Here is a 15,296-nt window from a genome sequence, read left to right as displayed (position 1 = left end):
CCATTACTTCTAATTTACCACAACTTGCGCCTTCTTCCAATAACTAGCAATGACATTTAGAGACTTTTTAAAAATCAAAAGCGGCTCTTCTCGCATGCACGAAAAGAGCCGCTAAACGGTATGTTTATTCTAAAAAGTCTTTTAATTGTTTTGAACGAGAAGGATGTCTTAGTTTTCTTAACGCTTTTGCTTCAATTTGACGAATACGTTCGCGAGTGACACCGAAAACTTTTCCGACTTCTTCTAGCGTACGTGTCCGACCATCATCTAAACCAAAACGTAAACGTAAAACATTTTCTTCACGGTCTGTTAAAGTATCCAGAACATCTTCTAGTTGTTCTTTTAACAATTCGTAAGCTGCATGTTCAGCAGGACTGGTAGCATCTTGGTCTTCAATGAAATCACCTAAATGTGAATCATCTTCTTCACCAATTGGTGTTTCTAAAGAGACTGGCTCTTGTGCGATTTTTAGGATTTCACGAACTTTTTCTGTTGGTAAATCCATTTCCGCACCAATTTCTTCTGGCGTTGGTTCTCTACCTAAATCTTGCAATAGTTGGCGTTGAATCCGAATCAATTTATTGATTGTTTCAACCATGTGAACAGGAATTCGAATCGTTCTAGCTTGGTCCGCAATTGCCCGCGTAATCGCTTGACGAATCCACCAAGTAGCATACGTAGAGAATTTGAACCCTTTACGGTAGTCAAATTTTTCAACAGCTTTCATTAAGCCCATATTACCTTCTTGAATTAAATCCAAGAATTGCATACCACGACCTACATATCGTTTGGCAATTGAAACAACCAAACGTAAGTTGGCTTCTGCTAAACGTTGTTTTGCTTCTTGATCGCCTTCTTCAATTTTAAGTGCCAATTCAACTTCTTCTGCGGCAGTTAACAATTGAACGCGCCCAATTTCTTTTAGGTACATACGCACGGGATCATTAATTTTAACACCTGTTGGCGCAGATAAGTCTTCTGCTTGGGCCTTTTCCGCTTCTTTTTCATCTTTTTTCAAGCTATGTTCACTTGGGTCTCCATTTTCATCGACCACGCTGATACCAGCATCTTCAACTTTTTGGATCAATTTTTCCATAGCTTCTGCATCCAAAGTATACGGTGTGGCTAATTGATTCGCTAAATCATCATAAACCACTGTTCCTTTAGGCTTGTTTTCTTTGATAAATGCTGCCACTGCAGCTTCATATTTTTTACTTGTTTCTTTTTCCATGAAAGAAGGCCCCCTTCATTTTTCGGTTCACGCTTGAAATAACTGATAAATCACTGGGACTTATCAAAATAAAATGAACAAAACGCTTAGTTCTATTCATTTATTGCTTAAGTAAATGTTCGTTGAGCTTTAAGCTGACGAGCCAATTGGATAATCTCCATTGTTAATTCGGCTTCAAGCTGTTGGTTGCCCACTCGTTTTGCTTCTTGCTGTTGAATCTTTTTCTGCTCAATTGCCTCTGCAATACTTGATAAGGCAATTACATGTAATAAATCGGCAACTTCTCGCTCAGAGCTTTCTTCCGATAAATTCTGATACGCAATTTCAATTGCTAATTGTTTGGTTTGATTATCTTGCAAGAAATTAATAAAATCGGCAATGTCGAAACTTTGATGCAGTGTCGCATAACTTTCTAGCAAGAAATATAATTCTTGGTATTCATCATGAGCGAATGAAAAATCTGGCAATTGTTGAATGGTTTGCCGTACTCCTTGTTCATTCATTAAACGAAATAATAAAGAACGTTCTGCTTTTTGAACTTGGGTTAACGGTAACTTGTTCTGGACGTGATTCTCTTCAAAAACAGGTTCTTCCATTGGTGGTGGCATCATTTCATCTTGATAAAATTGTTGCCTTTCTTGCCGTTGGACTGAACGTTGCTCTTGCTTCAATTGATTGAATTGTTCTTCTAAACTATGAACAGAAAGTTGAAATTCCTGAGCAATTTGGTTTAAATAACGATCACGTTCCAAGGGAGATTGAACATTGGTTAACTCCCGTAACAATTCGTTCACATAATCCAATTGTTCTTTTTCGTTATTCATGTTTCTAGTTAACCGATGATAATTCATTTTAAAACTAAAAACTGTTTCTCGGCCATGATTGGCTAAATTTTGAAAAGCTTCTGCGCCATATTTCCGCACATATTCATCAGGATCCAGCTTTTCAGGGATGCTGACAATACTCAAGTCAAAATGACTGTTTTCTTGCAATAATTGAATCGCACGGTTTGTGGCTTGAACACCGGCATTATCGCCATCGTAACAAATAACTACTTCCTTAGCGACCCGTTCCAAACGCCGAATTTGTTCATTGGTCAAACTAGTCCCCATTGAAGCCACCCCGCTTTTTACGCCTGATTGCCAAGCAGCGATAACATCCATGAATCCTTCAAAAAGCAAGACTGTATTTTCTTTACGAATTTCTTTTCTGGCTTTATCAAAGTTAAACAGCGTTTCTCGCTTATTAAAAAGTGTTGTTTCAGGACTATTCAAGTATTTAGGCATCTCATCCCCTGGAAAATCAGCTGTTTTTAACAAGCGACCAGAAAAGGCGATGACATTGCCTTGGGGATCATTAATTGGAAACATGATTCGTTGATAGAAACGATCCAAAAACGTACCGTTATCTCTTTGGACAAACAGCCCAGAAGGCTCAAAAAGCGTTTCATCCAGTTGTTCATTTTTAAAAACTTGACTTAAGAAATCACGTTTTTGCGGCGCAAATCCAATTTGAAAGGTCTCAATTAGTTCTTGTGTTAACCCCCGCTCTAATAAATAGTTTAATGCGGGTTCGCCAATTTTAGTATTCACTAAAATATGATGGTAAAGTTCTGCGGCTTTACTATGCAGTTGTAACAAACTCCGTCTTTGTTGGTTTCCTGGGGTATCCGCTACTTCACGCGGCTCTGACCAATCAAAGTCCACAGATAAATGTTCCAAATCTGCAACACGTTTCACGGATTCTGGAAAACTAATGCCTTCAATTTCTTGCAAGAAATTAAAAACAGTTCCACCTTTCCCGCAGCCAAAACAGTGAAAAATTTGTTTGTCTTCTGCTACTGAAAATGAAGGGGAACGTTCTTCGTGAAACGGACATAAACCCATATAATTTTTACCGGATTTTTTTAACTGGACATACTGCCCAATAATATCTACTATATTCGTTCGGTGACGAACTTCCTCAATGACTTCCTGAGGAATGCGTTGTGCCATTGTCCTCACCTCCTAAGAATAGCATTGTGCTAACTCATGTGATTGACCGTTTAAAAAACGCACTGTCATTTCAGTGCGAATTCCAATGGACACATTTACACATGATTTATTGTATCACATAATCTCTGTTTTTCAAGTATCTTGTTTCAACTCAACAAAAAAAGAAAGTATCTAGGACAAAAGTCATCCTGACTCCTGCCCCAGACACTAACTCTTAAAATAATCAGTTAAACATCAAGCTTGCTCCGACTTCCTTCAAGATTTAAAGAAGAACTGCATTTCTGGAGACGAATACTTTTAGCTCAACCTCTATTTTTTATAAATCTTTAATTGTTTTTCCAGCACGTTTCATTTGTACGAAACCAATTGCTACACGCACCACAATATTAATGGCCATCATAATAAAGAAGAGACCCATTGTTTGCGAAGTTAAGAAACCAATTTCTAAAATGTTGTGGAATAACATAGCTGCTACATAAATACCAATAATGGTACTGAAAACCAAGAAAATGCGTAATGGATTGAAAGGCAGACATGCTCGAACAACAGCCATACAGCTAATTCCAACTAATAAATAATACATTAACGTCGTGGTGTCTAAAGAAGAAAATCCTTGATTTTGTCCAATCAGATAAACAGCAATGATATTCGCTACAACTAAAAGCGCATTAACAGACGCATTTTTCAAAGCCGTTGGTAAAAACTTCCCGACAACTTTTCGTTTGTCCCCTTCGAAAGATAAGAAGAAGGCTGGATACCCTTCAATTGCTAAATCAATCAAGGTCACTTGAATCGGAATGAACGGGAACGCAATGGCTGTTAAGGCACAAATGATTGAGAGAATAAACGAATAAATCGTTTTAATGAAGAAAACGCTGGAAACTCGGGTTACATTATTTACCACACGCCGTCCTTCAAACAAGACATCTGGTAACGTTGTAAAATCAGAATCTAGCAAAACTAGATTAGAAATTTGCCGAGTAGCGCCATCTCCTTCTGCCATAGCGATACTACAATCCGCTTCTCGTAACGCTAAAACATCGTTGACGCCATCGCCGGTCATCGCCACCACATGCTCTGTGTCTTTCAACTCACGTACAATGGTTCGTTTTTGCTGAGGCGATACACGTCCGAACACTGTGTATTGCTGAACCGCTTCACGCACTTCTGCTTCTGTCGTTTTGGTCGACAAATCAATATAAGACTCATAACCGGGTAGCCCAGCACGACGAGCAATATTTGAAACAGTCACCGGATTATCACCAGAAATTACTTTTAAGTCGATTCCTTCTTCTTTTAGATAAGCCAGTGTTTCTTTGGCATTTTGGCGAATTGGATCATCAATTTCTAGAATTGCTAATGGCTCTAAATAAGGCATTTTGGTTTCGTTTAACGGTTGTTGCTCCGCAATGGCTAACATCAAGACGCGATACCCATTCTCTTGTGCTGTAAAAACAGCTTCTGGCAACCGACTATCGTCTACCAAACGCTCAGGAGCCCCTAAATAAACTGTCCCAATTTCTGGAAATTCAATAGCCCCCCATTTTCGTTCAGAAGAAAAAGCCAAGACTTCTTTTGCGCCAAATCGATTGGATACTTCATAATGATCACGAATTGCTTGCATTGTAATATTATTATCCGTACTTTCAGATAGGTAGCTTCCGATAATCTGTGGGAAGAGTTCTTCATATTTGTCATGCAAGATAATCGCCTTTTGCACTTTCATTTTACCTTCTGTAATCGTTCCAGTTTTATCTAAACACAAAGTGTCCACATGGGCCAATGTTTCAATTGAGTACATATCTTGTACTAGAATACGTTTTTTGGCTAACTTAATGACACCTGTTGTCAGCGCAATACTAATTAATAGTACTAATCCTTTTGGTAACATCCCTAACAAAGCAGCTGCAGAAGCAACAACAGATGTTTTAATGCCAGCATCTCTTAGCCAAAAAGCTTCAACAAATAAAATAATCCCTAGAGGAATAATCACCCAACTTGTAAATTTAGAGACTTTACGAATCGAATTGACTAACTCTGATTGAATTGGTTTATGCACTTTAGCTTCTTGGGTGATTTTCACAGCATAGTTTTCGGCACCAACGTGGATAACACGGGCATAGGCTTGTCCGCTAACAATGAAACTTCCAGAAAGCAAGGTATCGCCGATTTCCTTTTCAATTAAATCTGATTCACCTGTTAACAACGCTTCATTCGCTTCGACTTTACCGTCAATAACTTCCATATCAGAAGGAACTTGTTCCCCTGCAGAGATAATAACAATATCTTCCATAACTAGTTCTTTTGTATCAATTTCTTGTTGTACGCCATTTCGAACAACATGAACATTTTCTTTTGCCACAATAGATAATTTTTGAACTAAATTACGGGCATGAATTTCTTGGAAAATCCCGATTGACATGTTCACAATAATAATCGCTAAGAAAGCCAGATTGGAATACGCTCCGACAAATAGTAAACAAACAGCGATTGCAAAGTTTAAAAAGTTGAATAACGTCATGACGTTATCAAAAATAATATCTTTTGTAGATTTTGCTACATTTTCCTCATAATTATTTTGAAGGCCTAACTCTTTCTGCTTGGCAACTTCTTCTGTACTTAACCCTTTTTTCAGGTCGACTTTATTCAACATCCAGCTCTTTCCCTACCTTTTCAATTAATCAGTTACATCCCTTCTAGTTTACTTGCATTTTCATGAAACTGCAAGAAAAGCCTAAAAAATTCCTGTAAGTTGAAAGAATTCTTTAGACTTTTCTCGTTTTAATTTAACTTTTCAATAAACCAACGATTCATTTTGACAATTTCCGCATAGAACATATTGCCACCATTTTGATAAAGGTAACCACCATTGTAAACTAACGCTTGCCAACGATAATAACGATATTTCGTATTTTGGTCATTTCCTAGCAACGGTGAAAGGACTTCTCTTGAATATTCTTCTGCTAACTCTGTCGTGTGTTTCCCGCCGCGTTCTTTAACAAACTGAATATAATCCAGTCCATAATTATATGCTTGTACGCCTGTCCACTCATCACAGCCAGCTTCTTTTGCTTTCGCTAACGCTTCCGCGAGAAATTTGACGCCATGTGCGATACTTTCCTCTGGTGTTTCAATCACTTCTTGTTGTCCATAAACACTTTCACTGCTCTGCATAATATCGCCAGATTTCCCTTTAGATTCTGTATAGATAATCGCTAAAGCTAATGTTTTGTATTCAGGTATTTTATTTTTTTTGACTTCTGCTTCTACTTGTTTTTCAAAGGTCATTACCGTTTCAACATTTTGATGTATTTTATAGCCAAGATAGCCAAGACCAGCAACTAAACCAACAAACAAAAGTAGCATGATTTTATAAATTATTTTTCTTACTCTACGCATCGAATCATCCAAACTTTTTCTTTTAAGATACGTTCTATGTTACTTGAAATAACTGAAAAAAGCGAAGTTTTTGTTACTTCTTTAGTTTTATTTAATAAAAGTAACTTTTTTGTGAACAAACCGTAACTTCGCAAGATTGAACGTTTTCACCTAGAATAGAATAACAAGTAATTTTGTTCTATTGGCGCTTATTTATTGCATCAAAAAAGCCCAGATAAGAATGAACAAAATTCTTTTCTAGGCTTGACTTTATACAACTTATCTATTCTTTTAACAAACAGTCAAATGTTTTATGGAATTTTTTTCCCAGTCATTTCTTCATAGTCTCTACTCATCATTCTCCAAGCTTTTTCAATATCTTCATTCAATCCAAACAATCCGCTTCTACCAACAATATAAATATCAGGTCCTGCAGCATCAATTCGCTTAAATGAATTTCTATTCGATGAGCCGTCCATTTCAATTACATAACGATACCCTTTTTCTTTACGTAAATTACGAAGAGCAACAATTTTATCAAGTGTTCCTTCAATAAATCGCTGGCCAGCAAAGCCTGGATCAACGGTCATGATTGTGATTTTATCCAACAATTCAATATATGGAAAGATTGATTCAATAGGCGTTTCGGGATTAAGGACGATCCCTGCTTTAAGATTAGCATTGTGAATTTGGTCAATTAGGCGAAATGCTAGACCATCTAAAACCTCTGCATGCATACAAATCCATTCACATTTGATATCTACTAGTTGTTGTACCCAAAAGCTTGGATTCGTAACCATTAAATGGGCAGATACTGGGAGCTTCGAAATTTTTCTTAACTCCTCAATAAACCACGGAGATAATGTAATGTTTGGCACATAGTGACCATCCATAATGTCTATGTGATACGAAGCAACATGATCATTCAAAAAGGTGATTTGTTGTTTAAACTTGTCCAAATCCATCGTCATTAGTGACGGAGAAAATTCAACTTTGTTCATTCTAATTTTCAACTCTTTCTATCTGATTATTTGGTTGATGTTTTTGAAAATTTTTCTAACTCGTTATATTCAGACGTTGACACATCTCTGACAGGCAATATAAATTGCATTAATTTTGTTGCGCTTTTTCATTTTGTTTAGAAAATCTGAATATCTTCCAAGTTTATCTCCTCTTCTTCTTTTTCTACTAAAGCTTCCATATCTTTCTCAGTTACATCTTTCTTAATAATAGCTAAAACTAAACCGGTAACCACAGCGTTTACAACAATTGCAATAATGCCAGCCAGCGGTTTACTCATTGTTGGAATCATTAAAACACCGCCAAATGGAACTGTCGCATCTGCCCCTAAGATCATTGTTGTTGCGCCACCCACGAAGCCGCCAATCGCTGTAGCAATGACTCCTCGGACAATATCATTCATAACTAAAGGAATAACACCTTCAACAATGTTAATCACGCCCATTGGTACGGCAGACTTTAACGTTTCAACTTCTAGTTTTGTATAAATATTTTTTCTAAATAATTTAGCAAAGAAGAAAGCTAATCCAAAGCCTATTGGCGTTGCTGTATTTACTAATTGCAATGCTGTAATTGGTCCATTAAGTCCTTCCGCTTGCATTGTCAAAACAAAGGCAAAAACAGTTTTGTTAATGGGTCCGCCATAGTCTATACCACTTAATAAACCAATTACACCACCAAAAATTAATAATGACGAGTTACCTAAGCTATCTAAAAAGTTCGTTAATAATGAAGTAAATGCCGTTATTGGGGTCCCGATAATATATACCATGATTAATCCACCAGTAATTGAGGTTAAAAATGGAATAATTAATGTTGGCATTAACCCTCTCGCCCAGTTTGGTAATTTCACATATTTTAAAATAGCTAATACAAGATATCCTGCCAAGTAACCACCTAAGATACCACCAATAAAGACAGCGCCAACTGCATTCGCAGTTAAACCAATAATAAAGCCCGGAGCAATTCCAGGTTTACCGGCGATTGAAAAGGAAATGCCAGTAGATATAACAACCGGCAGTAAGCCTAAGCCAGCGCCACCCATAGTAGCTAAAGCATCCCAAAGCGAAAATTCACCTGGTACCAAGGTTCCTTGACTTGAGCCACCAAACCCCATACCAATTGCAATTAAAAAGCCAGCGCCACAGACAATTGGAATTAAATATGAGATTGCTGTTAATAAATGACCTTTAAGATTTAACTCTTTTAGTTTTTTCATTTTTATCCTCCTAAACATTGTTCTTTTCATTTTATTTTCTATTTAAAAAAATTACTGTTGTGGATTCTTCTGTAGAAAATATCCACAATATGCTGTCTTAGTAATTTCATTAAGAGAATGCCTTCACTACATCCTCTGGCGATTTTGATTGAAGGAATTCTCTCACTACTTCATCATTTCCGAGTTTTCTGGCAAACAATGATAATAGTTTAAGATGGCTAGTTGTTTCTTTATGATCATTACCCACAGCAAAAAGAATGATTCCTTTTACGCCATTACCATCTAAAGATTCCCAAGGAATTTCTGTACTATTAATACCAATGGCCACGCCTATTTTTTTTACATACGCACTTTTGCCATGTGGAATGGCTAGATAGTTTCCGATGCCTGTTTGGCCTTCCGCCTCTCTATCATAGATATCTTTTATAAAACCTTTTTCCTCTGAAATATTGCCATTTTCAAGCAAAAGATTGGCTAATTCTTTTAATGCTTCCTCTTTTGTATTTACATTCATATTCGTTTTAACGGTTTTTAAGTCAATGATATCCTTTACTTCCATTACAATTCCTCCTAGAAGGTTACTTTTCTTGTGTCATAACTTCTTCTGCTTTTTCAATTAGTTTAGTGGGTGATTTTACAGCAACTTCTGTAGGTACTTGAATGATTCGTTTCCCATCAAAACGCTCTCTTCCAGAAATTTTCACATCAATGGCTAATATAACAATATCCGCTTCCTTAATTTGTTCATCCGTTAGTTTGTTTTCAATCCCAATGGTCCCTTGTGTTTCTACATGGATCTCAACTCCTGCTTTTTTTGCAGCGTTCTCCAATTTTTCTTGTGCGATATATGTGTGAGCAATTCCTACTGTGCAGGCTGCTACGCCGACTATCTTCATTATTTTTCCTCCTCAAATCTTTCTATATTTTTATAAAAATCTGTTTCTGTTTTTAAACGCAACAACTTTTCTAAGAAGTCTTCATTTGCTAATTTTCTAGTAAATCGACTGATTTCTTTTTTTACTTTTAACCGTTCATTTTCTTTTAGTAAGATGACAATAATTAATTTCACTTGCTTAATGTCTGCCGTCCATTCTTGGATTTCTGTTTTTAAGCCAATCAGATATATTTCACTTTTTTTCAAGAGTGCATTTTCTAAATGTGGCAAGACAATTTGCTCTGCAATCTGATTACTTCCCATCTTCTCACGATTTACCAAAGATTCCTCAATCTGCTTTTTTTCTTTGGGCGTTAACAAAGGTGCTGCTGTTTCTGCAATGAATTGATATACTTGCTGTTTTGAAAGAAGTTCTTGGTTTAGGAAAACTTGGTATAAAGGACTAACGTTCATGATAGATTTCCTCAACTTTTCTTTGTAATCGATACTGATCATCAGTTGTAAACATGGCACTGACCAACAATGATTTAATAGGGACTTTTTCCTGTAAATGAATCGTTGTCAAAATCAATTCAATATCAGAATAATCTTTTAATGATTTCCTTATATTTCGTGTGGCAATAATTTCAACAATTTGTAATTCAGGGAATTTCTTTTCAACTTTTACTCTCAATAGTTCTGAAGTTCCAATTCCAGTGGTACACATAATCAAAGTACGAATAGGTAACTGATTGGTTTCAATCATTCGCGCAAAATACAATGTAATAAACCCATTCTCATCTTCGTTTATAACCGGCAGTTGATAGTTTTTACTTACTTGCTTAGAAACTTGCACAATTTTTCTGAAAATTATTTCATACGTCATTTTTATTTGATCCAATAAACTATTCTTAACATGTATGCCGTTTTCAAGACGATTTATCATTGGTTTTATATGACTAGCCAATTCAAAAAGTAGCTGATCATTATCAGTTAAAATTTTTAGTTGTGCACTCATTTCCTCTAAATAAAATTGAGTAATTTGCATTACTTTGAAAGAAAAATTAGTTGCTTTACTAAATGAACCTTGCATCCTAGAAGAAACCAAATATTGATATAAGTAATAAATTTCAACGTTAGGCAGTCTCTTATTTAAATAAGTTTCAATCTGTTGAATCGTTGTTTGCGCGACCTTTTTGAGTACTAAGTCCTTTGTTAATTCTTGTTCTTCTTCGTTAGATAATTGGTATTTTTCAGAAATAGCTACTTTTCGTGAACGACTAATTAAGATATAAAGATGCGAAAAGATGTTTACGTTATATGGATGTGGAATAGTAATATCCAGTTTCTTTTCAATGTTCCTGACTTGATCTAACGTAAAAAGGACATCATAATTATTAAAATTTAATGCTTTGTTGTTTCGAAGATCCTCAATATCGATAATATTCAACAGTTGTATTCTATCGGAAATGGCTTTCCTGATAGCTCTTTCCTCACCGATAATTGCCAACGTTCGATTTTTCCGTTTGAGTGTTAAATCATATTTCTTTAAATCTTCGGCTAATTGTTGTTCATCGCTAAATATCACAGAATCGCCAACATAATATCTTGCAAATAATTCATAAACATTTTTAGCTTGTGGAGAAGCTAACAACAATTCCTCCAGAATTCGATTGCGTCTTTCCCTTGGCGAAAAATCACTTTCTTTTTCGACTAAATGTCGATTCTGTTCCATAAATCGTTCATAGTCTAGCTTGTATCCTCGTCCTTTCTCAGATAATATGAGTGAACCTTCTGAAAATTCATCGTTAATTTTTTTTATCAAACGATAAACTGTCTTAGGAGAAGTACTTAGGCAGTTTGCCAATTCTTTTGCAGTCATATAATCTTGTTTTTTTGAGAGAAGTAACAACAATTTTTGTCCACGTTCTTTTTTCGAACTCATAGCAACCCCTCCTTGATATATTTATTATAATCCATATAAAAGAAAACGCTTCCTTATTTTCTGTCCGTTACATTGGCCATTTTTGTGAGTGGTTAAAGTGTTCAATTATGCGAAACTTTCTAAGGCTATTTATAAATAAAAATCTGTAGAGCAAGCGATTTTGAATTACTGGCTCTACAGACACTAATATTTTCAAAGAATACAAAAAAGGGCTGCCTTACGGCTAGCCCTTTTTTACTTTTATTTTACGGTAACATTTCCGATTACATCATTTATTGAAGTCGTTTGACCTGCTTTTTGTAAATCGTATTGAGCAACGATATCTTGATTTGTGAAAACAACAATTAAATCTGATTTTTTGCCAGCTTGTTCTAATGCGGCTAAATCAATGGTTGCAATTTTATCGCCTTGTTTTACAACTTGGCCTTCTTCAACATGTAATGTAAATGGTCCACCTTGTAACTCAACAGTATCTAGACCCATGTGTAATAATACTTCAATGCCTGAATCTGTTTGGATACCTAACGCATGTTTTGTTGGGAAAATGCTAGTAATTTTACCAGCAACAGGTGTTGAAACTTCGCCGTCTGTTGGTACGACAGCAAAACCGTCACCCATCATTTTTGCTGAGAAAACATCATCTGGTACTTCAGAAATAGGAATAACTTTCCCATTCGCTACAGAATATAATTCAGTTTCTTTCGTTGAAACTGATGCTTTTTTTTCAACAACTGGTTTAGAAACAGGTGTTTCTTTGACTGGTGTTGCTGGCGCTTGGTGGTTATATAATCGTTGCATTTCGTCAGCAACAAATTGTACTTCCGTACCAACGATCACTTGGATATTGGTGTCATCAATGACTTTCACACCTGGAACCCCAGTTGCTTTAATTTTTGCTTGATCCACTTTGCCTGTATCTTTCACTGTTAAGCGTAAACGAGTTGTACAGTTATCAATAGAAGTTACATTAGCATCAGCGCCTAAACCATCATAAATACGACGAGCTAGAGAAGCAAATTTGTTGTCACCTTCTGCAACATCTGGCGTTTCTTCGCCATCGCCTTCTTCACGTCCTGGTGTCATTAAGTTAAACTTAGTGATTGCAAAACGGAAACCGAAGTAGTAAATTGCTGCAAAGACAAGTCCTTGAACCACCAACATCATTGGATGATTCGCGACTGGGTTTTTCAAACTTAAGAAGAAGTCTACAAAACCTGCACTAAAGGCAAAGCCAGCTGTCCAATGCATAAACGCAGCGAATGCTAAAGAAATACCTGTAAAGACTGCATGTAAAACATATAAAGGCCAAGCAACGAACATAAATGAGAATTCTAAAGGTTCAGTAACGCCTGTAAAGAAAGCCGCAAAACCTGCAGCTAACATTAATGAAGCTGTAACTTTTTTCTTCTCAGGACGTGCACATTGATAAATTGCAAAAGCGCCTGCTGGTAAACCAAACATCATTACTGGGAAGAAACCAGCTTGATACATACCCGTTTGTCCTACAATTGCTTTACCAGTATCTAACGCTTGTTGACCAGCTAAAAAGTTCCCAATATCATTGATACCAGCAACATCAAACCAGAAAACAGAATTCAAGGCATGGTGTAAGCCTGTTGGAATTAATAGTCGGTTAAAGAAACCATACAAGCCAGCTCCTACGAAACCTAAGCTAGAGATTCCTTTACCAAAAGCAACTAATCCGTTATAAACAACTGGCCAGAAGAAGAATAAGACAGCTGAGATTACTAACATCGAAATAGCTGACATAATAGGAACTAAACGTTTTCCACTAAAGAATGATAAAGCCATTGGCAATTTCACACCAGAGAAACGATTATACATTGCCGCAGCAACTAAACCAGCGACAATCCCGACAAAGACATTGTTGTCCATGCTGTTGAAGGCTGGGTTTACTTCAGCAATATCCTTGAAGCCTTTAATGGCTTGGATAGAAGCAGGCGCTAAAACAGTTTTTGGCACTAAATAAGCGACTAAACCAGCTAATGCTGCCGATCCATCTTTATCTTTTGACATTCCTAACGCTAAACCAACCGCAAATAATAATGCTAAGTTGTTTAAGATAGCCAAACCACCATTCATTAGAAAAGTTGTGGCTGGACTAGCGCCGATTGTTCCCACGATCCAGTTAGCAATACCGACTAATAAAGAAGCCGCCGGTAATACAGCAACTGGTAACATTAACGAACGTCCCATTCTTTGCATATACGCTTTCATTATACGTAACTCCTCACATAAACTATTTAATTTTTATTATTTGGTCATTCTTAATCGTTCAATGTGAATCGATAAATAACCAAGTTCTTCATTTGGTACTTGATAATGAAAATTTCTCATTAATAAGACTTGTACTTTTTTTGAGATTTCATAGCTTTCAGCATACTTTTTCTTTACGACTTCCAAAATTTCTTCATCTAAAACAGCATATTGATTTTGTTGGAAGCGATGAATAAACAAACGTAAATGATTCACCAAACGTGAATAACTGAGACTATTTTTATCATCATGAATATCAATAGCCAATTCCTGCTCGATTAAATGAATAATTTCAGAAACGATTGTAACTTCACGGATACTTTTACTATTATCAGTACGCCCGCTGCGAGCACTATGGATATGAATTGCAATATATCCCGCTTCATCATAACTAAATGGAATCTCTAAGGTTTGTGTTAAATATTCTACAGCCCATTGAGCAATAGCAAATTCTTCACTATATAAAATCTCAATTTCACTTAAAAGCTTGTTCCGAACAATAATATTATTTTGAATATTTTCAGCTGCAAAAGCAATGTGATCACTCAACCCAATATTAATATGTTCATTCAACTTTTCACCCAATACCGTTTCAGCATGTTGGATAATTTCTTCACTCGCTAAAAAGTATTTGTCTTCAATTTGTGATAGCAGTACTTGAAGTTTTTTCAGTCCTTCTGGCTCCATCACAAACATCCGCTCCACCAATTGTCGAGATAAGACATCATTTTTAGTCTTATTAAACCCGACGCCTTTACCGACAGCTACTTTCTCCTGTCCTTCGTCAAGAACAAGTACAGCATTTTGATTCAGCACCTTTTTAATTTTCATAAATGACCCTCTTCTGCAGAAGTAATTCTAACATCTTCAGTGAAAACAACAAAAAAAGCATAGAACAATCCCGTTAAACATGTTGCGTAACCATTGTACACCACATTGTATTACGAAATTCTTCCATGCCTAGTATTATCTAGTCACATGAAAACGCTATTCATTTGTTAACAGTGATTATTCTAACGAGTATCATTATTTTTGTCAACCTTTTTCAATTATTTTTTTATTAATTGTTGACTATTAACAAAAAAGAAGCTCTTATCGGGAAGAGGTCGGGACAGAAGTGTTTAACTCCGAGAACCAAGTAGGTACGATGATTTCATCTGTTCATGCTTCACAGTGAAACATCGCAACTCTTAGAGCTGTAGCTCTTTTGAAGGCTGTACTGTGACGAGACGCATGTCGAGAAAACACCTTAGAAGTTGTTGAGATCGGAGCAACGCGTAGTGTTGCTTCTGTTCCCGCCGTTTATCAGTTTTTGAGCGTGGAGCAAAAATCCAAAGTGATTTTTGTCCCACGCTCGT

12 protein-coding genes are annotated in these 15,296 nt (G+C 36.3%); all 12 read right to left on the bottom strand.

Features of this window, described 5'->3' with window-relative positions:
• Positions 1-124: 124 nt before the first annotated feature.
• Complete coding sequence (rpoD, locus tag IGJ41_RS06620) at positions 125-1,231, bottom strand: RNA polymerase sigma factor RpoD (RefSeq protein ID WP_002360364.1); 1,107 nt, start codon at positions 1,229-1,231, stop codon at positions 125-127.
• Between the two features lie 107 nt (positions 1,232-1,338).
• On the bottom strand, positions 1,339-3,225 hold the full coding sequence (dnaG, locus tag IGJ41_RS06615) for a DNA primase (protein WP_173963523.1): 1,887 nt from the start codon (positions 3,223-3,225) through the stop codon (positions 1,339-1,341).
• Between the two features lie 316 nt (positions 3,226-3,541).
• A complete protein-coding gene (locus tag IGJ41_RS06610; protein ID WP_173963524.1) occupies positions 3,542-5,878 on the bottom strand; it encodes a cation-translocating P-type ATPase in 2,337 nt (778 codons plus the stop codon).
• Positions 5,879-6,006: 128 nt separating this feature from the next.
• On the bottom strand, positions 6,007-6,624 hold the full coding sequence (locus tag IGJ41_RS06605) for a lysozyme family protein (RefSeq protein WP_002357646.1): 618 nt from the start codon (positions 6,622-6,624) through the stop codon (positions 6,007-6,009).
• A 290-nt stretch (positions 6,625-6,914) separates the two neighbouring features.
• Positions 6,915-7,604: a D-allulose 6-phosphate 3-epimerase gene (gene alsE / locus IGJ41_RS06600; protein ID WP_002389188.1), complete on the bottom strand. Its 690-nt coding sequence runs from the start codon at positions 7,602-7,604 to the stop codon at positions 6,915-6,917.
• Positions 7,605-7,741: 137 nt separating this feature from the next.
• Positions 7,742-8,842 (bottom strand): PTS fructose transporter subunit IIC, encoded by a 1,101-nt coding sequence (locus IGJ41_RS06595; RefSeq protein ID WP_438714116.1) that lies wholly within the window; start codon positions 8,840-8,842, stop codon positions 7,742-7,744.
• Between the two features lie 109 nt (positions 8,843-8,951).
• Positions 8,952-9,401, bottom strand: coding sequence for a PTS sugar transporter subunit IIA (locus tag IGJ41_RS06590; protein ID WP_002396374.1), 450 nt, complete (start codon positions 9,399-9,401; stop codon positions 8,952-8,954).
• A gap of 19 nt (positions 9,402-9,420) precedes the next feature.
• Positions 9,421-9,738, bottom strand: coding sequence for a PTS fructose transporter subunit IIB (locus IGJ41_RS06585; protein ID WP_002357651.1), 318 nt, complete (start codon positions 9,736-9,738; stop codon positions 9,421-9,423).
• On the bottom strand, positions 9,738-10,190 hold the full coding sequence (locus IGJ41_RS06580) for a PTS sugar transporter subunit IIA (RefSeq protein ID WP_113793982.1): 453 nt from the start codon (positions 10,188-10,190) through the stop codon (positions 9,738-9,740). The genes IGJ41_RS06585 and IGJ41_RS06580 overlap by 1 nt, the downstream gene beginning before the upstream one ends.
• Entirely contained in the window at positions 10,180-11,661 is a 1,482-nt protein-coding gene (locus IGJ41_RS06575; protein ID WP_438714113.1) for a BglG family transcription antiterminator, read from the bottom strand. The genes IGJ41_RS06580 and IGJ41_RS06575 overlap by 11 nt, the downstream gene beginning before the upstream one ends.
• Positions 11,662-11,901: 240 nt before the next feature.
• Positions 11,902-13,899: an N-acetylglucosamine-specific PTS transporter subunit IIBC gene (gene nagE / locus IGJ41_RS06570; RefSeq protein WP_002413814.1), complete on the bottom strand. Its 1,998-nt coding sequence runs from the start codon at positions 13,897-13,899 to the stop codon at positions 11,902-11,904.
• Positions 13,900-13,935: 36 nt separating this feature from the next.
• On the bottom strand, positions 13,936-14,769 hold the full coding sequence (locus IGJ41_RS06565) for a PRD domain-containing protein (RefSeq protein WP_002357655.1): 834 nt from the start codon (positions 14,767-14,769) through the stop codon (positions 13,936-13,938).
• Positions 14,770-15,296: the final 527 nt, after the last annotated feature.

Source organism: Enterococcus sp. DIV1537a, assembly GCF_051712085.1.
GTDB classification, from domain to species: Bacteria; Bacillota; Bacilli; order Lactobacillales; family Enterococcaceae; genus Enterococcus; species Enterococcus faecalis.
The sequence above is the reverse complement of the archived record's forward strand: the minus strand, read 5'-3'. Positions and strand labels throughout refer to the sequence as shown.

Coding starts and splice junctions, on each gene's coding strand:
- nagE (WP_002413814.1), bottom strand. CDS start 13,899: ATGAAAGCGTATATGCAAAGAATGGGACGTTCGTTAATGTTACCAGTT.
- IGJ41_RS06575 (WP_438714113.1), bottom strand. CDS start 11,661: ATGAGTTCGAAAAAAGAACGTGGACAAAAATTGTTGTTACTTCTCTCA.
- dnaG (WP_173963523.1), bottom strand. CDS start 3,225: ATGGCACAACGCATTCCTCAGGAAGTCATTGAGGAAGTTCGTCACCGA.
- IGJ41_RS06610 (WP_173963524.1), bottom strand. CDS start 5,878: ATGTTGAATAAAGTCGACCTGAAAAAAGGGTTAAGTACAGAAGAAGTT.
- IGJ41_RS06585 (WP_002357651.1), bottom strand. CDS start 9,738: ATGAAGATAGTCGGCGTAGCAGCCTGCACAGTAGGAATTGCTCACACA.
- IGJ41_RS06595 (WP_438714116.1), bottom strand. CDS start 8,842: ATGAAAAAACTAAAAGAGTTAAATCTTAAAGGTCATTTATTAACAGCA.
- IGJ41_RS06605 (WP_002357646.1), bottom strand. CDS start 6,624: ATGCGTAGAGTAAGAAAAATAATTTATAAAATCATGCTACTTTTGTTT.
- rpoD (WP_002360364.1), bottom strand. CDS start 1,231: ATGGAAAAAGAAACAAGTAAAAAATATGAAGCTGCAGTGGCAGCATTT.
- IGJ41_RS06565 (WP_002357655.1), bottom strand. CDS start 14,769: ATGAAAATTAAAAAGGTGCTGAATCAAAATGCTGTACTTGTTCTTGAC.
- IGJ41_RS06580 (WP_113793982.1), bottom strand. CDS start 10,190: ATGAACGTTAGTCCTTTATACCAAGTTTTCCTAAACCAAGAACTTCTT.
- alsE (WP_002389188.1), bottom strand. CDS start 7,604: ATGAACAAAGTTGAATTTTCTCCGTCACTAATGACGATGGATTTGGAC.
- IGJ41_RS06590 (WP_002396374.1), bottom strand. CDS start 9,401: ATGGAAGTAAAGGATATCATTGACTTAAAAACCGTTAAAACGAATATG.